Consider the following 20,767-nt stretch of genomic DNA (forward strand, 5'->3'; position numbering starts at 1 on the left):
CCGGCGCGCGCCGAAGGAGGAAGCGGCCGCGGCGCCGGGAGCGACGTCGGTCCAGGCGCCGGCGCCGGCGCCGGCGCCGGCCTCGGACACGGCGCGCGGCGGCGACCGGTCGGCGGCGCTGCTGACCGACGATCCCGCGACGGCGACGCCGGAGCAGATGCCCAAGGACGCGTTCCTCGCCCGCCTGCGCGCGGAGGTGTGCTCGGCGGTCGACGCGGCGCTGGCGGGCAGCGGCCGGGATTCGCAGGGCTGTCCCTGGATCGATCACTGGTTCGGCCACTACGAGGGCCGCAGCGCGGCGCAGGTCGAGACGGCGCTGCGCCGTTACGCGCCGGAGACCGCGGGCGCGACATCGGTGCAGGTCTACATCGCCGCGGTGGTGACGCGCGTGCGGGCGAGCGCCACGACCTTCCGCGAGACCGGCCAGGTCACCGGGCTCCCGGACGACCTGCCGGACAGCCCGATGGCCGGCGGCGGCGCGCTGGCGGTCTTCGGCGGCATGTTCTTCAAGGCGCGCCCCGGCGGCGCGCGATGGGCGGATCCGGCGTCGGTGCGCGCGGGGCTGGGCAGCGGCGAGCCGATGCCGGGCCCGGTGCGGGGACGGATGGAATCCGCGCTCGGCATGGGCCTGGGCCATGTGCGCCTGCACACGGACGCGACGGCCGCGCAGGCGGCGGACCGCCTCAACGCGAAGGCCTTCACCATCGGCCGCGATGTCGCCTTCGGCTCGGGCGAGTTCCAGCCGGGCACGCCGCGCGGCGACGCGCTGATCGCTCATGAACTGGCCCATGTGGCGCAGCAGGACGGCGCGCGGGCGCCGGACGCGGGCCGCGACAGGGGGGAAACGCCCGGCCTGGAGGAAGAGGCCGACCGCTCGGCGCTGGGCGCGCTGTCGACGCTCTACGGCAAGGGCAGCGCCGGCCCGCCGGTGCGCCATGGCGGCCCGGCCACGCGCGGCGGGCTGCGGCTGCAGCGCTGCAAGTCCGAGTCCGAGAAGGCGCGCGAGGCGGAGATCAACCGCCTGGGCGGCCTGCAGTACGACTTCCTCGAGAAGCAGCGCAAGGAAACCGAGGACCGCAAGCGCAAGGAGGCCGAGGAGGCGGCGAAGAAGTCGGGCCTGCCGCCGCCGGTCACGCCGCCGACGGTGACCGTCGACGACATCATCAAGAGCGAGACCAAGGCCGCCGATCCGCCCAAGCCGGCCGATGCCTGGACCAAGCTGGATCCCAAGGTGCAGGACGACTGGAAGAAGCGCGCCGATGCCGCCTGGAAGAAGGTCGTGGCCAGCGTCGCCGGCACCGAGCTGGAGACGGTGATGAAGGGCAAGAGCCTGAAGTTCGACCCCAAGGACGCGCTGGAGCAGGGCTACTTCGGCGCGCAGTTGGGCGACGAGCTCGAGGTCGGCATGCAATGGGTGGAACTGGCCGAGAAGGACGCGAAGAACGTGTGGCCCAACGTGGCGCACGAGCTCGGCGGGCACTTCGAGTACGGCAAGGCCTACGCGACCGAGATCATGAGCTCGGCGCTGGAGCGCATGCCCGAGGCCGAGCGCAAGAAGTGGAAGACCGATCCGGTGCTGCGGCAGAAGTTCTTCGACACCTACGAGTACGCGGAGACCGAGATCTTCGCGGAGCTGCGCGAGCGGCGTTACGCCCATCCCGAGACCGGCACCGCGCCGCCCAATCCCACCGACGATCCGGACGTGGACGTGCCGCGCCAGCTCAACGTGCTGAAGAAGGCGCTGCATCCGGAGGTCGCCAAGGCCGTGGTGGCGCACCTGAAGGCGCGCGTCGACGCGTCGCCCTCGCTCCTGGAACGCGACAAGAAGTTCTTCGCGGAACAGGTCAAGGCCGTGTTCGGCCCGCCCTGACATGGACGCGACCCGGGCAGCCGCGCAACCGGCGTCGGCCACCGCGCGCGTGCCGTCCCTCAAGGAGACGGTCGCACCGGCCAACGACCCCGCCGAGCACGAGGCCGACCGCATCGCCGACGCGGTGCTGCAAGGCCGGCGATGGCCGCTGCCCGGCCAGTCCGGCTGGTCCGCCGCCACCGATCCTGCCTCTCTTGCTCCCTCTCCCGCGGGGCGGGAGAGGGCAGGGGTGAGCCTCATCCAGCGCGCCGCCAAGCCCGGCGGCGAGCCGGCCGTGACGAGCGCCTCGCCGCTGCTGGTGGCCGACGACGCCAACGCTGCCCCCGGACAGATGCGCAAGGGCGAGTTCATGGCCGCCTTGCGCGCCGGCATCTGCGCCGCGGTCGACGCCTCGCTGGCGGGCACGGGGCGCGATTCGGAAGGCTGCCCGTGGATCGAGCACTGGCTCGGTTACTACGAGACCCGCAGCGCCGTCGACATCGAACGCGCGCTCCTGCGCTACGCCCCCGAGGCCGCCGGTGTCCCGACCGCCGCGCAGTACATCCGCGTGGTCACCGCGCGCGTCAGCCAGAGCGCGCAGCACTGGGCCCGCACCGGCGAGGTCACCGGCCTGCCCGACGAGATGCCCGGCGCAGCCGGCGGCGGCGGGTTGCTCGCCGGCCTCGGCGCGATGTTCTTCAAGCCGCGCTCCGGCGGCGCGCACGCGGCCGACCCGGTCTCGGTGCGCGAGCAACTGGGCCGCGGCGAATCGCTCGGCGGCGGCCTCCGCGCGCGCATGGAAGGCGCTTTCGGCACCAGCTTCTCCGCCGTGCGGCTGCACACCGACGGCACGGCGGCGCGCTTGTCCAACCAGCTCAACGCGCGCGCCTTCGCGATCGGCCCGCACATCGCCTTCGGCGGTGGCGAGTTCCAGCCCGGCACGCCGGCGGGCGACGCGCTGATCGCGCACGAGCTCGCGCACGTGGTGCAGCAAGGGCAGGGCGGCGAAGGTGCCGCAGGTGTCGCCCCCAGCGGCGCTCGCGGGCCCGTGGCCTCCGGCGCGACATCGACGGCGCTCGAGCACGACGCCGATGCGTCCGCCGCCGGCGTGGCGGCGACGCTGTGGGACGCCGGCTCGGTGTCCGGCCTGCATCGCGAGGCCCGGCCGCGCCTGCGTTCGGGGCTGAGCCTGCAGCGCTGCGCGAGCAAGCCCAAGACGGCGGTGCCTGGCGCGCAGGGCGCCCCGGCGAAGGTCAAGCTCACCCCGCTGCAGGAGCGCCAGCAATCGCTGTCCGGCGCCGGCGAGCGCCTGCGCGACGTCAGCGCCTGGGCCACGGGGCAGCAGAAGCAGCAGGGCGTGCCCGACATCAAGGGCGTGAAGGACCTGGCGCCGGCCGAGGCCGCCAAGGTGGCCGAGGCGATCGACCTGCTGACCAAGGCGAACGCGACCTTCGGCATCCAGGCGCTGGACGAGATCGGGCCGCAGCTCGACGAGGTCGTCGCCAAGACGAAGGCGGCGCGCTCGACCAGCGGCGCCACCGGCGGCGACAGCCAGGACCAGCGCCTGGCCGCCAACCAGACGCGGCTGTCGCTGAACCGCGCGATCGACGCGTCCAACGAGGTCAACACGCGGGTGACGGCCTTGAGCCAGACGCTGGACGTCGCCGCGATCAAGGAACACACCGATGCCATCGCCGCGGCGCTCGACGGGCTGCAGAACGACGCGAGCGCCATCGACGACGCCTACGACGCGATCCGCAAGCATGTGCGCTCGGTCAAGGAGCTGATCCGCGACCTGAAGACCCGGTCGTCTCAACTGCCGGCGGCGGTGGGCCGCATCCTCTTCGTGCTGCGCAGCTTCCTGGCGCTGAACGCGCCGGGCCGCGCCGCCGCGCCGACCGACGACGAGATCAAGGCCTACCTCGCCGGCACGCAGGGCAACCTGGGCCAGGACTTCAACCTGGTCTTCGGCGACGGCCGCGAGACGATGGGCTTCGATGTCTTCGTCATCTACGCGTCGGTGCTGGAGCAGCAGCTCGCGGTGCGGGCCAAGATGGCGGCGGCGCAGGTCAAGCCGGCCTCGCCGGTGCCGACGCTGGGCAATGCCGAGGACTTCTTCAAGGCGCTCAAGACCAAGGGCAACGCCGAGGTCATCGACGCCTACGACAGCTACGCCGGGGCCTACTTCTATCACCGCGTCATCGACAAGTTCGACGACATGAAGGTCAGCGGCGTGGCTGAGCTGTACACGCGGCCGCTGTCGATCTTCGGCCTGCGGCCGCTGGTCTGCACCGGCTTCGCGATGCTGGGCGCGCATCTACTGCAACAGGCCGGCGCGTCGCTGAAGGCCTTCCACGTGGCGGTGCGCGCCAGCGACGAGGCGATCGTCGAGAACCGCATCGACGCCGGCCATGCGCTGGCGCACCTGACGCGCAAGGGCCAGGACCTGTGGGTCACCAACGCCACCGTCGAGGCGTCCAAGGCCGATGCCGAGCGCACCGTCGGCTGGGACCCGAAGGACAAGACGCTGCGCGAGGCGACGGGATCGACGGTGCCGGGCGCCAACGCCAACTTGGAGAAGGCGCTGGGCGAGCGCGGCGACGCGATCCGCAACCGCGGCAGCGGCGGGCGGCGCAGATAGGCGGCAGCATGAAACGGACACCGACCGCTTCCAGGACCTCGTCGACCGTCGGCCGCGCGTCGCGCGGCGCGGGTGGACGAGGCCGGTTCACCGAGCCCATGGGCCCGCGCGCCGACGCGTTCGAGGCCGAGGCGGACCGCGTCGCGCGCGCGGTGGTGAAGGGGCCGGGCGGCGGTGCCGCCGCCGGCGCGGGGACGACGTGGTCCCTGGCCGCGCACGCGGCGCTTCGGGAGGGCACGACGATCCGGCGGGCGCCTCAGGAGGGCGCCGTGGGCGCGGTCGAGGCGGCCAAGGTGCCCGCGCCGGCCGAGGCGCCCCGACAGGCGGAAGCACCGTCGCGGGCGGAGCCGTCCTCGCCGACCGCGTCGTCCGGACGTGGCGCCTTGCTGGCGGAGGACGGCGTCGACGTCCAGCCGGGGCAGATGCGCAAGGGCGAGTTCCTCGACGCGCTGCGCGTGGACCTGTGCGCCGCCGTTGACGAGGGGCTGGCGGGCACCGGGCGCGACTCGCAGGGGTGCCCGTGGATCGACCATTGGCTGGGGTACTACGCCGACCGCGGCGCCGCCCAGATCGAGCGCTCCCTGACGCGGTACGCGCCGGAGACCGCCGGCGCGATGGACGCGCGCGACTACATACGGGCCGTGGCGGCGCGGGCCAGGCGCAGCGCGCAGACCTACGCCAAGACCGGCCAGGTCACCGGCGTGCCCGAGGACGTGCCCGACGGTGGCGCCATGGGGGGCGCGATGGGCGGTGGCCTGCTGGGCGCCTTCGGCGGCATGTTCTTCAAGGCGCGGCCGGGCGGGGCCCGCGAGGCGGATCCGGTGTCGGTCCGCACGCAGCTGGGCGGCGGACGCGCGATGCCGGGCGCGGTGCGCTCGCGGATGGAGTCGGCCTTCGGCGTCGACTTTGGCCAGGTGCGGCTGCACACCGATGCCCGGGCGGGCCGGACCGCGGAGCAGCTCAATGCCCGCGCCTTCACCGTCGGCCCGCACGTGGCCTTCAACACCGGCGAGTACCAGCCCGACAGCCTCGTCGGCCAGGCGCTGCTGGCGCATGAACTGGCGCACGTGGTGCAGCAAGGGCGGGGCGAGGCGCTGCAGCGTCACTCGCGCGCCCCCGGCGAAGGCGCCCAGGCGCTGGAGCAGGACGCCGACACCGCCGCCGTGGGCGCGGTGGTCTCGATCGCGACGGGCGCCCGCAAAGGCCTTGCGAAGGTCGCGCAAGGCGCCATGCCGCGGCTCAAGTCCGGACTTCGGCTGCAGCGCTGCGGCCGCCACGACCCAGTGCCCAAGGCCAGGCCGGAGATTCCGATCACGGAGGAGTCCCTCGGCGCGCACGCGGTGTCCTGCATGATCGCCGCCAACAAGGGGCCGCATACGAAGGACTCCGGCGTCTGGTACGCGCAGGGCTACGAGTCCGCCTTCCCCGACGAGTGGGAGAAGGGCTACGCCAAGGGCTACGCCAACCCCGACTACTGGGAGCGGATCGACACCTACCAATGGCGGCTGAAGAAGGGACGCAGCGCCTCGGCCGGCGTGAAGGCCTGGCTGAAGGGCCTGACGATCGCCGAGTGCTACGCCACCGCGATCGTCTCGGAGGTCGACGCGGTGCGCGCCGGCATCGGGGACGCCAAGTTCGACGAGCTCTTCGGATCGGAGGACACGCCCGGCGGGCTGTTGCTGGAGCTCGGCCAGAAGGGCTCGAACGCGCTGTCCGACGGTGTCCTGCGGCACAAGAACGATCCCGACATCGGCACGATGGGCAACCGGCCGGCGGTCGTCGGCGAATGGCACTACTTCTACAACCATCCGCAGTACCTGCTGAAGCATCCGGCCGGCGTCTACCAGGGCGAGAACGCGATGCTGCGCAGCGACCGCGCGCCCAATGGCGACCAGCTGTGGGAGGGTCTCGGCCAGAAGAAGGTGACCGAGCGGCAGATGTACCTGAACATGATGGCCGACTACAACCAGCCGCGGACGCAGTGGGACGAAGCGCGGCTCGACGGCATCCGCAAGGCCAACGGCGGCAAGCTCCCGGCGGCGTACGACCTCAAGAGCGGCGTCTTCCCGGAGACCTTGAAGTCCTACCAGGAGATCCTCGACGCCCCGCCGTACAAGATCCGGGGCACGGAGCGCAAGGGCGGCTACAGCCCCGGCGCCCGCAAGAACCTCGACCCCGAGAAGGTGCAGGAACTGAAGGACATGCCATGAGCGACGCGACCCTGGTCTTTCGCGGTTTCGAGCAGCGGCCCCCGCCGTTCGTCGATGCGCTGCTGGACGTGGCGCTGGCCAACACCGGCGCGCAGCCGCTCTGGTTCGTGCTGCCGCTGATCCTGGAGACGCCGGGCGCGCTTGGACCGCTGTTCGCCTCGGCGGTCGAGGTGATGGAACTGCCGGGCCCGGGCCGCGTGCGGATCGCGCGTTTCCTCGGTCCGGGCAGCTTCCAGCTGCTGCGCCTGGCACCCGGCGTCCGGGTGCGGGTGGCCGGGCTGCCGGTCACGCTGACCGGCGCGCGGCCACGCGACACGCTGACGATCCCGCTGCTGACCGCGCGGGAGCTGCGCCTGGAGGACCGGCTCATCGAGCATTGGCTCGGCATCGACCTGACGACCGCGTCGGACGCCGACGCCGTCTTCGAGGACGGCGGCATCGTGGCGAGCCAGGACACCGAGGGCGTCCAGGCGTTGCCGGTGCGGTCGTCAGGCGTGCAGTCGATGGCTCGGGTGCTCACCCTCGGCGGCAGTTGACGTCCGTCGCCACGCAGGAAGGAGTCGCGCCATGCCCACCCCACGCCCTGGATCCTGGCCCCCGCCACGGTTGACGATCCTCGGCCGCCGCGTGTCGAGCTTCCAGGTCTGCGGCGCCGTCGGGCTGGTGGTGGCCACGACGCTGGTGTCGGTGCTGACCTGGCATTTGCGGCTGCCGCCCTGGATCGTCCCGTGCCTGCTGGCCAGCGGCCTGGCCACCGCCTTCGTGCTGGCGATGGCGACCAAGGTCCTCACCGGCCAGGAGACGCTGGTCTTCTATCACCACGAGATCGCGATCCTGGCCACCAGCGCGTTGCTGCTGCAGGCGCTGGGCGCGCCGGTGCTGCGCGTGCTGGACCTCAACGCGCTGTGGCTCGGCGCCTTCCTGGTCTTCGGGCGGCAGGGCTGCCTGATGGTCGGCTGCTGCCACGGCCGGCCGCACCACTGGGGCGTGCGCTACAGCGAGTCGCACGCGGCCGAGGGCTTCCCCGCCTGCTACGTCGGCGTGCGGCTGTTCCCGGTCCAGGTGCTGGAGTCGGTGCTCGTCGCCGCCATCGTCGTCGCGGGCAGCGCGTTGGCCTGGCGCGGCGCCCCGGCGGGCAGCGTGCTCGCCTTGCACGTCGTCTGCTACTGCGCGGTGCGGATCTGGCTCGAGGAACTGCGCGGCGACGCCGCCCGGCCGTACTGGGGGCGCTTCTCGGAGGCGCAATGGACCTCGGCCGTGTTGATGGCGGCGGTGCTCGCCAGCGAATGGCTGGGCCGGCTGCCGCGCGCCGACTGGCACTTCGGCGTGGGGCTGGCGACGGCGATCGGCCTGGCCGTGCTGGCGCTGACCGGCCGCGCGCGGCATCGCATCCTGGCGCCGCGTCACGCGGACGAGGTCGCGCGGCTGCTGCGGTCGCTGCCACAGGCGCCGCACGGACCGATCGCGGTGCGGCGCACCTCGCAGGCCTTCGGTGTCTCATGCCAGGCACTGGGGCCGGTGGACGGCCGCCCATCGACGCTGTACGCGCTCTCGCACGCGGGACGGGCCCTGGACGACCGGGAGGCCCGCGTCCTGTCCGGATTGATCGCGAACCTGGTCGGCGCGCGCGGCGCGCGGGCCCCGCTGCGCGGCGCGCGTGGCATCTACCACCTGATCGTGCGGGACACCCCGCGCTGATCCCTTTTGCGGCTTTCGAGGAGACGCCATGCCGGACCTCAATCCCGTACCGCTCCGTCTCGCGGCACCGCCCGTGTCGTCGCGCGGCGGCCAGGCCGTCTGGGCCCGTTCGGTGCTGCGGCTGCAGCGCAGCGTGGGCAATCGCGAGGTGGTGAGGATGCTGGGGCTGTCGCAGAGCCTGCCGGTGGTGCCGGCGCCCGACGCAGCGGCGCAGGAAGCACCATTGGCCCTGGTGCCGGCGCCGGCGGCCGGGCCCTGGCGGCGTTGCCTGCAGCTCGCGTGGCGGCGGCTGCGCGGCCTGCCGCCGCCGGACGAGGCCGTCGTGCTGATCGAGGAACGGCGATGACGCGACCCGAGGTGCGACCTGAGATGCGACCCGACGTGCGATCCGAGGCACGGCCGGGGGCGCGCGTCCTGGGCATCGACATCGGCTCCACCACCGTCAAGACGGTGGTCGTCGACGCGGCCAGCCGCGAGATCCTCTGGTCCGACTACCGCCGCCACGAGACGCGGCAGGCCGACGCGCTGGACGCGCAGCTGGCCGCGATCGAGGCCCGCTTCGGCGAGCTGGACGCCGACACGACGCGCGCCTTCGTCACCGGTTCCGGCGGCCCGCCGCTGGCGCCGCTGCTCGGCGCGAAGTTCGTGCAGGAGGTCAACGCGGTCACGCTCGCCGTCGAGGCGTTGCATCCCGACGTCGGCAGCGTGATCGAGCTCGGCGGCCAGGACGCCAAGATCATCATCTACAAGCCGGCGCCGCCCGGCGCCTCGAACGCGGACCGGCGCGTGATCGCGTCGATGAACGACAAGTGCGCCTCCGGCACCGGCGCGACGATCGACAAGTGCGTGCTCAAGGCCGCGCTCGCGCCCGAGGCGCTGAGCGCGCTGGCCTGGGAGCCGGACAAGCTGCACCCGGTCGCGGCCAAGTGCGGCGTCTTCGCCGAGACCGACATCGTCGGCCTGCTCAAGGCGGGTATCCCGTCGGCCGAGGTCATGTGCTCGCTGGCCGACGCGATCGTGGCGCAGAACCTCACGGTGCTGACCCGCGGCCACACGCTGCAGCCGCGCGTGCTGCTGCTGGGCGGTCCCAACACCTACCTGCCGTTCCTGCAGGCCTGCTGGCGCCAGCGCATCGCCGAGCTGTGGGCCTCTCGCGGGATCGCGTTGCCGATGGGCGCCACGATCGAGGACCTCGTCGTCGTGCCCGGGAACGCCGCGCTGTACGCGGCCTACGGCGCCGCGGTGTACGGGATGCAGGAGGCGGCGGACATCGGCCGCTACGCCGGCGCCGGGGCGCTGCGCGCCTCGATCGCGCGCGGCCGCGGCGCGCGCGTGCTGCCGGCGCAAGGGCCAGGGCTCGTGGCCAGCGACGAGGAGCGCGACGCCTTCATCGAGCGTTTCCGCCAGGCGCCGTTCGTGCCGGCGGTCTTCTCGCCGGGCCAGCGGGTGCGCGCGTTCCTCGGCATCGACGGCGGGTCGACCTCGTCCAAGGCGGTGCTGGTCGACGAGGGCGGCGAGGTCCTGTTCAAGGACTACCAGCTCTCGCGCGGCAATCCGCTGGCCGACGTGCAGGAGATCCTGCGCCGCGTGCGCGGCTTCGTGGACGGGCAGGGCGCGGTGCTGGAGGTGCTGGGCGCCGGCGCGACCGGCTACGCGGCGGACCTGCTGGAGGAGACGCTCGAGGTCGACGCCAACATCGTCGAGACGGTGGCGCACATGATGTCGGCGCGGCAGGCCTTCGACGATGTCGACGTGGTCTGCGACGTCGGCGGCCAGGACATCAAGGTGCTGTTCATGGCCGGCGGCGAGATCCGCAACTTCCGCCTGTCCAACCAGTGCTCGGCCGGCAACGGCATGCTGCTGCAGGCAATGGCGAGCCAGTTCGGCATCGCGCTCCCCGACTACGCGGCGCTGGCCTTCCGCGCGCGGATGAGCCCGCGCTTCAACTACGGCTGCGCCGTGTTCCTCGACACCGACCGCGTCACCTTCCAGAAGGAGGGCTACGGCAAGGAGGAATTGATGGCCGGCCTCGCGCTGGTGCTCCCGAAGAACATCTGGCAGTACGTGGTGCAGCTGCCGCGGCTGGCGGAGCTGGGCCGCGTGTTCGTGCTGCAGGGCGGGACGCAGCACAACCTGGCCGCGGTGAAGGCGCAGCACGACTACCTCGTCGAGCGCGTGCCCGGCGCGGTCGTGCGCGTGCATCCGCACTGCGGCGAGGCCGGCGCCATCGGCGCGGCGCTGGAGGCGCGACGCGTCGTCGCGCGGCGCGGCCACAGCCGCTTCGTCGGCGTGGACGCGGCGATCGGCCTGGCCTGGACGTCCCGCAACGACGAGGGCACCGTCTGCCACTTCTGCGCCAACGCCTGCCGGCGCACCTTCATCGACGCGCAGACCCCGCAGGGCCGCTCCAGCCGCTACATCGCCGGTTTCTCGTGCGAGCACGGGACCGTCGAGTCCAAGGACGCGCTCAAGGCGCTGGTGTCGCACCGCAAGTCGCTGAAGGCGCAGTTCCCCAACCTGGTCGACTACGAGGCCGGCCTGGCCTTCAAGGCGGGGGCCGCGCCGCGGCCGCTGCCCGAGGCGGGCTCGCCGGTCGATCCGGGGCGGCGCTCGCGCGGATGGGGCACGGCGGCGCTGCTGCCCTGGCGCGCCCGCGCGGCGCGGGGCTTCGAGCGTTCGGACGGCGCGGCGCGGCGGGCCGGCCTGCGCATCGGCATGCCGCGGGTGCTGAACATGTACTCGACCGCGCCGCTGTGGCGCACCTACTTCGAGACGCTGGGCGTGCCCGCGCGCCAGATCGTGTTCTCCGACGTCACCAGCGAGGAGCTGTGGGAGGCCGGCAGCCGCTACGGGTCGATCGATCCGTGCTTCCCGTCGAAGGTGGTGCAGGCGCACATCCACGACCTGCTGAAGGTGAAGCACCGGGAGCGGCCGCTGGACTTCCTGTTCTTCCCCTGCCTGACGCATGTGCCGAGCTTCGTGCGCGGTCTGCCCGACACGACGGCCTGCCCGATCGTGGCCGGCGTGCCCAAGGTGATGCGCGCGGCCTTCACGCAGGAGGTCGACCACTTCGCGCGCGAGGGCGTGGTCTATGTCGACCCGGCGATCTCGCTGTGCGAGCCCCACTTCATGAAGCAGCAGATGTTCGAGGCCTGGGGCGAGCGCCTGGGCGTGACGCGGGACGAGAGCGACTTCGCCGTCGACGAGGGCTGGGCGGCGCTGCGCGCCTTCGACAGCGAGATGCAGCGCCGCGGCATGCAGCTGCTGGCGCAGCTCGAGGACGAGGGGCGGGTCGGCATCCTGTTGCTGGCGCGGCCGTATCACGCGGACCCGGGACTGCACCATGGCGTGCTCGATGAGTTCCAGGCGCTGGGTTATCCGGTGCTGTCGATCCGCTCGATCCCGAAGGACCCCCAGTGGCTGGCGCGCTTCTTCGCCGGCGAGGGCGGCGAACCGCTGGGCGTGGCCGATGTCTGGCCCGAGGCCTATTCGACCAACAGCGCCGAGAAGGTCTGGGCCGCCAAGTTCGCCGCCCGGCATCCCAACCTGGTGGTGCTGGACCTGTCGAGCTTCAAGTGCGGCCATGACGCGCCGACCTACGGAATGATCGACAACATCGTCGCGGCGAGCGCGACGCCGTATTCGGCGCTGCACGACCTGGATGCCAACAAGCCGTCGGGCTCGCTGAAGATCCGCGTGCGCACCTACGGGCACACGCTGCAGCGCCACGCCGAGCGGTTGCAGGACCTGCATGCGGCGAAGGACGAATTGGCGCGGCGCATCGAGGCGAAGCGGCGCGAGCTGCGCGCGCGGGCCCGGGCACGCGACGGCGAGGTCGACCACGTGGGGACGGGCGGCCTCGATGGCCTCGCGGCGCAGGATCCAGCTTCGGAGCGGGATTACGCGGCCTGGTTGGGCGAGGAGACGGTGCCTCGATTCGCGCCGCTGGAGCCGACCACCGGGCGGGCCTGCGACACCGCCGTGAAGTCGCATCCGATCACCATCTACCGGAGGGCCTCATGAGATCGATGGACGAGGGCGACCGCCCGGTGATCTGGCTGCGCGACGAACTGGCGCGGGCCGCCGAGATCGAACGCGAGCTGGAGGCCTTCGAGCGCGAGGAACGGGCGCGGCTCGGACTGACCGACGGGCCGGTGGCGCAGTGGCGGGATCCGGCGCCGCGGCCCTTCACGCGCGACGAGCGCGCCGGCACGACGCTGCTGTGCGGCGGGCTGACGCAGGCGCAGGACCTGCTGATCCAGGGCGCGCTGCGAGGCATCGGTTATCGGGTCGAGGTGCTCGGCACGCCAGACAACGAGGCCTTGCGCGTCGGACGCGAGTTCGGCAATCGCGGCCAGTGCAATCCCACCTACTTCACCGTCGGCAACCTGGTCCATTACCTGCAGCGGCTGCGCGACGAGCAAGGCCTGACCCCGCGCGAGATCGTCGAGCGCCATGTCTTCGTCACCGCCGGAGCCTGCGGGCCGTGCCGCTTCGGGACCTACGCGACCGAGTACCGCAAGGCGCTGCGCGATGCCGGCTTCGAGGGCTTCCGCGTGCTGCTGTTCCAGCAGCAGGGCGGGCTGCGGCAAGCGTGCGGCGATGGCGACGGGCTGGTGCTGGACCGGCGCTTCTTCTTCGCGCTGCTGCGCGCGGTGGTGGCCGGCGACGTGCTCAACGCGATGGGCTACCGGCTGCGGCCCTATGAGCGCGAGCCGGGCGCGACGGAGGCGGCGCTGGCCCGCTGCAAGGCGGTGCTGCACGACGCGCTGGCGGCGCGCGGCAGCGTCCTGGCGGCGCTGTGGCGATGCCGCCGGATGCTGGGCGCGGTCGAGCTGGACCGCGCGCGGGTCAAGCCCAAGGTGTCGGTGATCGGCGAGTTCTGGGCGATGACCACCGAAGGCGACGGCAACTACCGGCTGCAGGCCTTCCTCGAGTCCGAGGGCGCCGAGGTGCTGGTGCAGCCGGTCACCGCCTGGCTGCTCTACAACCTCTGGCAGATGCGCTGGGACACGCGGCGGCGGATGACGCTCGCGCGGGACGACGGCGGTCGCCACGGGCTGGCCGGCCGGTCGCCCTGGCGGCGGCTGGCGGCGGCGCGCGCGGCGGAGGCCGGCCTGCGCGGCTGCTACGCGCTGTACGCCGCGGTGCTGGGCCTGCCGGCGCGCCGGCTGTGCAACCTCGACGAGATCGCGACCCTGTCGCACCCGTTCTACGACAACCACCTGCGCGGCGGCGAGGGGCACATGGAGGTCGGCAAGCTGATCCAGAGCGTCACCGAGCGCAAGGCCCACATGGTGGTGAGCGTCAAGCCCTTCGGCTGCATGCCGTCGTCCGGCGTGTCCGACGGCGTGCAGGCGCTGGTGACGGAGAAGTACCCGCAGGCGATCTTCTGCAGCATCGAGACCACCGGCGACGGCGCGGCCAATGCCCACAGCCGGGTGCTGCGCGACCTGTTCAAGGCCAAGCGGCTGGCGGCCGCCGAGCGGGCGGCCGGCGCCTGAGGATGCCGCGCCGGCCTGGCGCCGCGCTCACGTCAGCGCGACCTTCGGGAAATCGACCGGCACGTCGAAGGCGACGTTCACGTAGTTCGTGAACAGGTTCAGCGCGACGTGCGCCATCACCTCGACGATCTGCTCGTCGCCGAAGCCGGCCTGGCGCATCGCGTCGACATCGCCGGCCTCCAGCTGGGCGCGCTGCTCGACGATCTTCAGCGCGCTGTGCGGGGTCAGCCACTTCGACGCGGGCGAGGGCCATGGCTACCTGCATGTGCTGCGGCGCGGCGAGTTGGAGGTCTTCCATCCGGTCGCCAAGGGCGTGCCGAAGACCTTGCGCTTCGACGAGCCGGCGCTGCTGCTGTACCCGTGCCCGCTGACGCACCACTTCCGCAACCACCCGGTGGAGGGTTCGGACTTCACCTGCGCGCGCCTGGCCTTCGAGGGCGGCCGCGCGCATCCGCTGGCGCGCGCGCTGCCGCCGTTGATCGCGTTGCCGCTGGCGCGGATACAGGGGCTCGACGCGGCGCTGGAGCTGCTGTTCGGCGAGACCGAGCGCGTGCGTTGCGGTCAGCGGCTGGTGGCGGACCGGCTGTTCGAGGTGGTGCTGCTGAAGCTGCTGCGGTGGTTGCTGGATCACCCGACGGAGGCGGGCGTCGAGCCGGGTTTGATCACCGGCCTGTCGGATCCGCGGCTGGCGCGGGCGCTGGTGGCGATCCACGAGTCGCCGGGCGAGCCGTGGTCGCTGCAATCGATGGCGGAGCGGGCCGGCATGTCGCGCACGGCGTTCGCCAACGCGTTCCGGGACATCGTGGGCCAGACGCCGGCGGACTACCTGACGGGGTGGCGGATGCTGGTCGCGCAGGGCCGCTTGAAGGAGGGCCAGCCGATCAAGACGATCGCGCAGGAGCTGGGTTACGCGAACGCCTCGGCGTTCTCGCGGACCTTCGCCGCGCGGACAGGCCTGCCGCCGCGGAGCTGGTTGGCGGAGGCGGGCGTCGACGACGCGTCGTGAGCGATTCGCCCGCATCCGCCAGCGATTCCACCAAGCGCCGGCAAGGCCGCGATGCCCCAATGGAGGCCCGAGGAACGACCTCGCCACCTGGAGCACCACATGGACGGCACTTTCCCGGTCACGTTCGTCAATGGCACGCAAGGCCAATGGACCGATGACCAGATCTACATCCTTGGCATCGCGGCCGATCCGGCCGGCGGCTATTGCTACCTGACGCCGGCGGGGGCGCTGCAGCCCATGGATCCCGCCGATGCCGACGCGCCCGGGCACCTGACCAGGAACGGCATCAACTACCCGGCGTACTCGTTCCCGATCAGCGCGGCAGGCGGGTTCCGGATGCCCGCCACCATCATCGGCGGGCGGTTCCTGATCTCCGTCGGGTCGCCGATCTACCTCACGGTCTTCCAGGACCGCCAGTACGCGGGGCCGGATCCGATGAACCCGGCCGATCCGAACATCGATACCGTCTACGGCTTGTTCGAGTTCACCTGGGCCTACGGCGAGACCCCGTTCGATTGCGACATCTCCTACGTCGACGGGTTCGGGCTGCCCTTCACGGCGACCCTCACGCGCGACGTCGACCCGTTCGACCAGACCATCGGCATCACCTTGTCGCGGGAGGACGCGGTCAGCCAGTACCAGGCCAGCGTCGGCGCGCCCTTCACCTCGCTCGTGACGGGCACGCAGATCCTGGCGCCGTTCAAGCTGTTCACGCCCGGCAGCCCGGGCGGCGACTACCTGCAACCGGCGATCGACGCGGCCTGGGCCCAGTACGCGTCGACGCCGTTCCACTACGACCTGCACGGCGTGCAGTTCGACGGGACGGTCGTCGATGGGCAGTTCAGGTTCACGAAGAACGGGCAGGGGGCGTTCGCCATCGACAAGCCCACCACCTACGACGTGCTGGCCGGCGCCTACACGATGGCCTCGGGCGACACGACGGAGCTGATGCTGGAGGCGCAGTGGGTCGCGGCCTTCAACCGCGGCGTGGCGCTGGACACCTCGAAGTGGCTGGATTCGACGGCCTATTACCCGCCGGGGACGCTCTGCAACGAGTACGCCGCCTTCCTCCATCGGGTGAGCCTGGATCACCTGGCCTATGCCTTCGGCTACGACGACGTGAACGAGCAGAGCAGCAACCTGAACCTGCCCGGCGCGGACCAACCGCCGACGTCGCTGACGCTGACCATCGGCGGGTGAGGCGGTCGGCGCTACACGCTCTGATCCGACGCGGGCTTGCGCAGGTTCTCGGTCATGCGCTCCAGGAACCGCATCAGGGCTTCGGCCTCCTCCGGCGTGAAGCCCTCCATCGCCAGGGCGTTGTCCTGCGCCAGCAGCGCGCGCGCCTTGGGCAGCAGCCGGGTCGCGTGCGCCGTGAGCTCGACGAATTGGTTCGTCCGGTGGTTGGGGTTTTGCCGCCGCTGGATGAGGCCGTCGCGCTCCATCCTCGCGAGCGCCTGCGCCATCGACGGTTGCTCGACCTTGAGCGCGCGGGCGAGATCGGCCTGCGTCATCGCTTCCCCGTTCTTCACGGCCACCAGGATCGGCAGGGTGGAGAAGCCGAAGCCCAGCGGCCGCAACCGGGCTTCGCCCCGGCGGATGAGCTCGTTGGCCAGCTGCTTGATCACGAACGACGGCATCCGCCGCGGGTCATGCTCGGTCATCAGGTCGCTCCCAGGTCGATGAATGCCCTCATCTTATAGGCGCCTATTGCATAGGCGCCTATTGGCGAGTAGATTGCGCCCATCTCAACCCAGGCGGAGCCCTTCATGTCGTCACGGATCCAAGTCGCCATCGTGGGAGCCGGGCCGGGCGGGCTGCTCCTGGGGCGGATGCTGCGCCAGTACGGCGTGGACTTCACGGTCTTCGAGCGCGAGACCTCCGCGGCGCAGCGCGACCAGGGCGGCACCTTGGACCTGCATGCCGGGACCGGGCAGCACGCGCTGCGGGAGGCGGGGCTCTTCGACGAGTTCCTCCGGTTCGCGCGCTACGAGGGGCAGCACACGCTGATGTACGACCGCCAGGGCGCGCTGATCCACGAGAAGCCGGTGGACGACGCGGAGGACCGGCCGGAGATCGACCGACGCCATCTGCGGGAGATCCTGCTCGGATCGATCCCGGAGCGAGCGATCCGTTGGGGACATCAACTGCAGGGTGTCGAACCCCGGGCATCCGGCGGCTTCGAACTCCAGTTCGCGGGCCGTGAGCCGATGGCCTTCGATGTCGTCGTCGGCGCGGACGGCGCCTGGTCGAGGCTGCGGCCGATGCTGTCGGACGCCGTGCCGGTCTATGTCGGCTCGACCCTGTACGAGCTCTCGATCGACGACGTCGACCAACGGCATCCCGAGATCGCGCGATTCGTCGGGCAGGGGACCGCGCTGATCGAAGGCGAGGACCAGGCGATCATCGTCCAGCGCAATTCGAACGGGAACGTGCGCGTGTACGCGGGCGTGCATCAGCGCGAGGACGTCGACCAGCGCGGGGCCAAGGGATCGACGACCAGCCGCGAGGCGATCGCCGCGCGCTTCGCCGGCTGGGGCCCGATCGTGCCCAAGCTCTTCGCGGCGGCGGGCGCCGCGGTGCGCCCGTGGCCGATCTACGCGTTGCCGGTGGACCACCGCTGGGACCCGCGCCCGGGCCTGACGCTGATCGGCGATGCCGCGCACCTGATGCCGCCGGCCGGGGAGGGCGCGAACCTCGCGCTGCTCGATGCGGTGGAGCTGGCGCGCGCGCTGGCCGGCGGCGCCGACCGGCACGCCGCCGTGCGCGCTCACGAGGAGGCGATGTTCACCCGCTCGGCCGCCGCCGCGCGGCGTGCGATGGCGATGATGTCGGGCGCGGTCGACATGCGGTCCGCGCTCGAACCCAGCGAGTGATCACTCGAGCGCCGCCTTGCGGATCGGCAGCCCCGAATAGGGCTTGATCGTCCGCAGCACGAAGGAGGACTGGATCTCCCGCACGCCGGGCAGCTTGGCCGCGACGCGGTTGACGAAGTCCGCGTAGGCGTCCATGTCCTTGGCCACCACGCGCAGCAGGAAATCGCCCCGGCCCGACACCATGTCGCAGGCGACGATCTCGTCGATCGTCGCCACCGCCTCGGTGAACTCGCGGATGTTGGTGTCGTCGTGCTGGTGGACGCCGATCGTCAGGAAGGCCTCGATGCCCAGGCCCAGCCGCCGGGCATCCACGTGCGCGTGATACCCCTGGATCAGGCCCGACTCCTGCATCTTCTTGATGCGCCGCCACACCGGCGTGTTGGACAGGTGGAGCTGCTCGGCCAGGTCCGCGCTGGACAGGCGGGCATCGCGCTGCAGGTGCTCCAGGATCACCACTTCGATCTCGGTCAGCGCCGTGTCTCGGCTCATCGGTCAGGTCCTTCCACTGGGTGGGGCAGCATAGCCAAACGAAACCGCAATGGTTTTGCCAAACGCGGGGTCGCCCGGGGCTCGAAACGCAAAACAAGTGCGCTGCTGTGTCGGAAGAATGTCGCCTGGACAACCGCCGGATTCCACGGCGAGCAAGAAGGACGTCACCGATGAGCATCCCGAGCGTGGACGACTTCGACCGCTGGATCCGCGACCGCTTCAAGGCGCACAACACCCGGCTCGAGACGCTGTACTTCGAGCAGGCGGACCGGGCGGACGTGGCAAGCGTCGGCGACGACATCAAGGCGCAGTTGCGCGACGAGGGCGCCGCGCTCATCGCGCGGGTGGCCGCGGAGCCACGGCTGCATGCCGACGACGCGCGGAACTACGACCTGCTCGGCAATGTCGGGCTCTACATGGCGGCGATGCGCCGGCACGAGCTGACGAATCCGGCCCGCGAGAAACGCTCGCCGTTCCCGGTTGCCAGTGCGCTCGCGCAGCGGCTGGCGGTGGGGCTGGGCGTGGCGCCGCGTTTCGCCACGGCGCACATCAACCTGAGCAACCTCGCACACGGCGTCGAGCACAAGAGCTTCACCCGGCTCGACGACGAGCTGCTCTTCATCGAATACAACTGCCTGAGCATCCTCGGCTACATCCGGGCCGCGGACACGCTGCGCCGGATCGGGCCGCTGGGCGTCGGGCATCCGGTCACGCTCGCGTTGCTGCGGGATGCGCAGGCGGCGTTGGAGCGCGTGGTCGCGGCGAACGCCGAGCTCGATCGCCGGCTCGATGTCGATCGCTTCTTCTACAACGTCCGGCCGTACTTCAAACCCTATCGGGTCGGGCGGACCGAGTACCGCGGCGCGAATGCCGGCGACTTCGCGGCGATCAACGAGGTCGACCTGATGCTGGGCCTGTGCGGCGTGAAGGACGCGGCCTACACCAGCATGCTGCTGGAGAAGCTGCCGTTCATGCCGAGGCAGGACCAGGGACTGCTCCAGGACGCCTGCCGCCAGGGCAGCCTGCTGGACGGCTTCATCGAGGCGACGGCCGCCGGGCCGCTGCACGACGGCCTGCGCCGGAACATGGCCGCGTTCCTGGACGTGTGCGCGGCCCACGGGCGCATCGCCGCGCAGCATCACGACCTCTTCGTGCGCCGCTTCATCGAGGAGCCGTCCACCGCGATGTCCGGCCGGCATCTGGCGCAGATCACCGCGAGCGGGCCGCCGCTGCAGGTGCTCGTCGGCGCCCTGGAAGTGCTGCGGGACAAGCGCCTGGCGGCGGACCGGCCGGGCATCGAGTCCCGCTTCGCCGACATCGCGCGGCTGAAGGCGGCGGCGCTGGCCTCGTGAGGCCCGCCGCCGCGCCAGGGATCAGGACAGCGCCTTCGCCAGCAGCGGCAGGCTGATGTCCATCCGGTAGTCGACGGCCGTGTGGTCGTCGGGGAACTCCTCGTAGACGTGGGCCACGCCCATCGCGCTCAGCCGCTGGTGCAAGCGCCGGGCGCCGTAGACCAGGCTGTACTGGTCGACATCGCCGCAGTCGATGTAGAGCGCCTTGAGCGCCGCGAGGCCCGGGCCGTGCGACTCGACCAGCGTCAACGGGTCCCAGGCCAGCCAGTTGGCCCAGCGCTCCGGGATCAGCTCGCAGGTGTCGAGGGTCACCGGCAGCCGCACGCCGTAGGGCGCAGTCGGATCGGGATCGAAGCTGGCCGCCTGGGCCAGCATCATGAGGATGTGGACGTCGCTGTCCTTGGGTTTCTTCGCGTTCCAGAACGCGTCCACCCAGCGGCCGATGTCCGGTTCCTTGGCCAGGGCGCGCAGCACCGGCACGAACTCGTGGCGATAGATCAGCTCGAAGCCCACGTCCCCGGAGTGCACCGCCGCGCCGGCCCAGAAGTCCGGATGCAGCAGCGCATGGACCATCGCGCCGTAGCCGCCGCTGGACTTGCCGAACAGGCCGCGCCGGCCGGCGCCGCCGCAGGCGAAGCGCTCCTCGACGAAGGGCACGACCTCGGCGCGCAGGAAGTCGTCCCAGCGGCCCATGGCGGCCGAGTTCACGTACTGGTTGCCGCCCAGCCGGGTGAAGCAGTCCGGGAAGGCGACCACGGCGGGCGGCATCTCGCCGGCGGCGATCAGCCGGTCGAGCCGCTCGGGCACGTTCTCCGAGAAGTTCTTCCAGTTGGTGTGGATCGGGCCGCCGGCGGTGAAGCCGACGATGTCCACCAGGAGGGGCAGGCCGCGGCCGTCATGGCCGTGCGGGACGTAGACGTCGACGAGGCGGCGGGTCGGGGCGCCGACGAGGTTGCCGGCGAGCACCTCGCTGTCGAGGGTCAGGCGGTGCACCGTGCCGGACGGCGTGTGGGGGTCTCTGTGCATGTCGATCCAATGCGGGCGGTGTGGCGAGGGCGCTGATCTTCGCCCGGAGCGCCTCCGCCGAAACGGCCGGGCCCGGGAACACCCTGGCCCCGGCCCCGGGATTTCCAACCCGGGAA

The 20,767-nt window shown here is 71.8% G+C and carries 15 protein-coding genes and 1 pseudogene; 12 read left to right on the forward strand and 4 right to left on the reverse strand.

Annotated features, from left to right (window positions below; translation table 11 throughout):
• From N5D62_RS13730 to N5D62_RS13765, 8 genes are all read left to right on the forward strand, one after another.
• The coding region (locus tag N5D62_RS13730) for a DUF4157 domain-containing protein (RefSeq protein WP_279758391.1) at positions 1–1,870 on the forward strand (1,870 nt) is incomplete at its 5' end.
• 1 nt (position 1,871) lies between these two features.
• Positions 1,872–4,490, forward strand: coding sequence for a DUF4157 domain-containing protein (locus N5D62_RS13735; protein WP_279758392.1), 2,619 nt, complete (start codon positions 1,872–1,874; stop codon positions 4,488–4,490).
• Positions 4,491–4,498: 8 nt separating this feature from the next.
• Positions 4,499–6,700, forward strand: coding sequence for a DUF4157 domain-containing protein (locus tag N5D62_RS13740; RefSeq protein WP_279758393.1), 2,202 nt, complete (start codon positions 4,499–4,501; stop codon positions 6,698–6,700).
• Positions 6,697–7,236, forward strand: coding sequence for a hypothetical protein (locus tag N5D62_RS13745; protein ID WP_279758394.1), 540 nt, complete (start codon positions 6,697–6,699; stop codon positions 7,234–7,236). Before N5D62_RS13740 ends, N5D62_RS13745 begins: the two co-directional genes overlap by 4 nt.
• A gap of 31 nt (positions 7,237–7,267) precedes the next feature.
• Complete coding sequence (locus tag N5D62_RS13750) at positions 7,268–8,398, forward strand: prolipoprotein diacylglyceryl transferase family protein (protein ID WP_279758395.1); 1,131 nt, start codon at positions 7,268–7,270, stop codon at positions 8,396–8,398.
• 28 nt (positions 8,399–8,426) lie between these two features.
• Positions 8,427–8,744, forward strand: a complete 318-nt coding sequence (locus N5D62_RS13755; RefSeq protein ID WP_279758396.1) for a hypothetical protein — start codon at positions 8,427–8,429, stop codon at positions 8,742–8,744.
• Positions 8,741–12,421, forward strand: coding sequence for a BadF/BadG/BcrA/BcrD ATPase family protein (locus N5D62_RS13760; RefSeq protein ID WP_279758397.1), 3,681 nt, complete (start codon positions 8,741–8,743; stop codon positions 12,419–12,421). The genes N5D62_RS13755 and N5D62_RS13760 overlap by 4 nt, the downstream gene beginning before the upstream one ends.
• Positions 12,418–13,902 carry a hypothetical protein gene (locus tag N5D62_RS13765; RefSeq protein WP_279758398.1) on the forward strand — a complete coding sequence of 495 codons (1,485 nt, stop codon included), beginning with the start codon at positions 12,418–12,420 and terminating at the stop codon, positions 13,900–13,902. The genes N5D62_RS13760 and N5D62_RS13765 overlap by 4 nt, the downstream gene beginning before the upstream one ends.
• 27 nt (positions 13,903–13,929) lie before the next feature.
• Here the strand turns inward: N5D62_RS13765 and N5D62_RS13770 are convergent.
• Positions 13,930–14,115: pseudogene (locus N5D62_RS13770) on the reverse strand (carboxymuconolactone decarboxylase); the annotation flags it as partial.
• Here N5D62_RS13770 and N5D62_RS13775 point away from each other — a divergent pair.
• Positions 14,060–14,908, forward strand: a complete 849-nt coding sequence (locus N5D62_RS13775) for an AraC family transcriptional regulator (protein ID WP_279758459.1) — start codon at positions 14,060–14,062, stop codon at positions 14,906–14,908. The pseudogene N5D62_RS13770 and the gene N5D62_RS13775 sit on opposite strands and share 56 nt — an antisense overlap.
• A 99-nt stretch (positions 14,909–15,007) precedes the next feature.
• Positions 15,008–16,108, forward strand: a complete 1,101-nt coding sequence (locus tag N5D62_RS13780) for a beta-1,3-glucanase family protein (protein ID WP_279758399.1) — start codon at positions 15,008–15,010, stop codon at positions 16,106–16,108.
• A gap of 11 nt (positions 16,109–16,119) precedes the next feature.
• On the opposite strand, the gene N5D62_RS13785 is transcribed toward N5D62_RS13780, so the two are convergent.
• Complete coding sequence (locus N5D62_RS13785; protein WP_279758400.1) at positions 16,120–16,572, reverse strand: MarR family transcriptional regulator; 453 nt, start codon at positions 16,570–16,572, stop codon at positions 16,120–16,122.
• Between the two features lie 105 nt (positions 16,573–16,677).
• On the opposite strand from N5D62_RS13785, the gene N5D62_RS13790 reads away from it, so the two are divergent.
• Positions 16,678–17,784 (forward strand): FAD-dependent monooxygenase, encoded by a 1,107-nt coding sequence (locus tag N5D62_RS13790; RefSeq protein ID WP_279758401.1) that lies wholly within the window; start codon positions 16,678–16,680, stop codon positions 17,782–17,784.
• Here N5D62_RS13790 and N5D62_RS13795 read toward each other — a convergent pair whose 3' ends face one another.
• Positions 17,785–18,273 carry an Lrp/AsnC family transcriptional regulator gene (locus tag N5D62_RS13795; protein WP_279758402.1) on the reverse strand — a complete coding sequence of 163 codons (489 nt, stop codon included), beginning with the start codon at positions 18,271–18,273 and terminating at the stop codon, positions 17,785–17,787. It lies immediately after the preceding gene.
• 170 nt (positions 18,274–18,443) lie between these two features.
• Here N5D62_RS13795 and N5D62_RS13800 point away from each other — a divergent pair, with 170 nt between their 5' ends.
• Positions 18,444–19,625 (forward strand): monodechloroaminopyrrolnitrin synthase PrnB family protein, encoded by a 1,182-nt coding sequence (locus tag N5D62_RS13800; protein WP_279758403.1) that lies wholly within the window; start codon positions 18,444–18,446, stop codon positions 19,623–19,625.
• 21 nt (positions 19,626–19,646) lie between these two features.
• On the opposite strand, the gene N5D62_RS13805 is transcribed toward N5D62_RS13800, so the two are convergent.
• A complete protein-coding gene (locus N5D62_RS13805; protein WP_279758404.1) occupies positions 19,647–20,651 on the reverse strand; it encodes an alpha/beta hydrolase-fold protein in 1,005 nt (334 codons plus the stop codon).
• Positions 20,652–20,767 lie beyond the last annotated feature (116 nt).

Origin of the sequence: Mitsuaria sp. GD03876, from assembly GCF_029840635.1 — a bacterium.
Taxonomy (GTDB): Bacteria; Pseudomonadota; Gammaproteobacteria; order Burkholderiales; family Burkholderiaceae_C; genus Roseateles.

Coding starts and splice junctions, on each gene's coding strand:
- N5D62_RS13795 (WP_279758402.1), bottom strand. CDS start 18,273: ATGAGCCGAGACACGGCGCTGACCGAGATCGAAGTGGTGATCCTGGAG.
- N5D62_RS13740 (WP_279758393.1), top strand. CDS start 4,499: ATGAAACGGACACCGACCGCTTCCAGGACCTCGTCGACCGTCGGCCGC.
- N5D62_RS13760 (WP_279758397.1), top strand. CDS start 8,741: ATGACGCGACCCGAGGTGCGACCTGAGATGCGACCCGACGTGCGATCC.
- N5D62_RS13785 (WP_279758400.1), bottom strand. CDS start 16,572: ATGACCGAGCATGACCCGCGGCGGATGCCGTCGTTCGTGATCAAGCAG.
- N5D62_RS13735 (WP_279758392.1), top strand. CDS start 1,872: ATGGACGCGACCCGGGCAGCCGCGCAACCGGCGTCGGCCACCGCGCGC.
- N5D62_RS13790 (WP_279758401.1), top strand. CDS start 16,678: ATGTCGTCACGGATCCAAGTCGCCATCGTGGGAGCCGGGCCGGGCGGG.
- N5D62_RS13780 (WP_279758399.1), top strand. CDS start 15,008: ATGGACGGCACTTTCCCGGTCACGTTCGTCAATGGCACGCAAGGCCAA.
- N5D62_RS13765 (WP_279758398.1), top strand. CDS start 12,418: ATGAGATCGATGGACGAGGGCGACCGCCCGGTGATCTGGCTGCGCGAC.
- N5D62_RS13755 (WP_279758396.1), top strand. CDS start 8,427: ATGCCGGACCTCAATCCCGTACCGCTCCGTCTCGCGGCACCGCCCGTG.
- N5D62_RS13805 (WP_279758404.1), bottom strand. CDS start 20,651: ATGCACAGAGACCCCCACACGCCGTCCGGCACGGTGCACCGCCTGACC.
- N5D62_RS13745 (WP_279758394.1), top strand. CDS start 6,697: ATGAGCGACGCGACCCTGGTCTTTCGCGGTTTCGAGCAGCGGCCCCCG.
- N5D62_RS13750 (WP_279758395.1), top strand. CDS start 7,268: ATGCCCACCCCACGCCCTGGATCCTGGCCCCCGCCACGGTTGACGATC.
- N5D62_RS13800 (WP_279758403.1), top strand. CDS start 18,444: ATGAGCATCCCGAGCGTGGACGACTTCGACCGCTGGATCCGCGACCGC.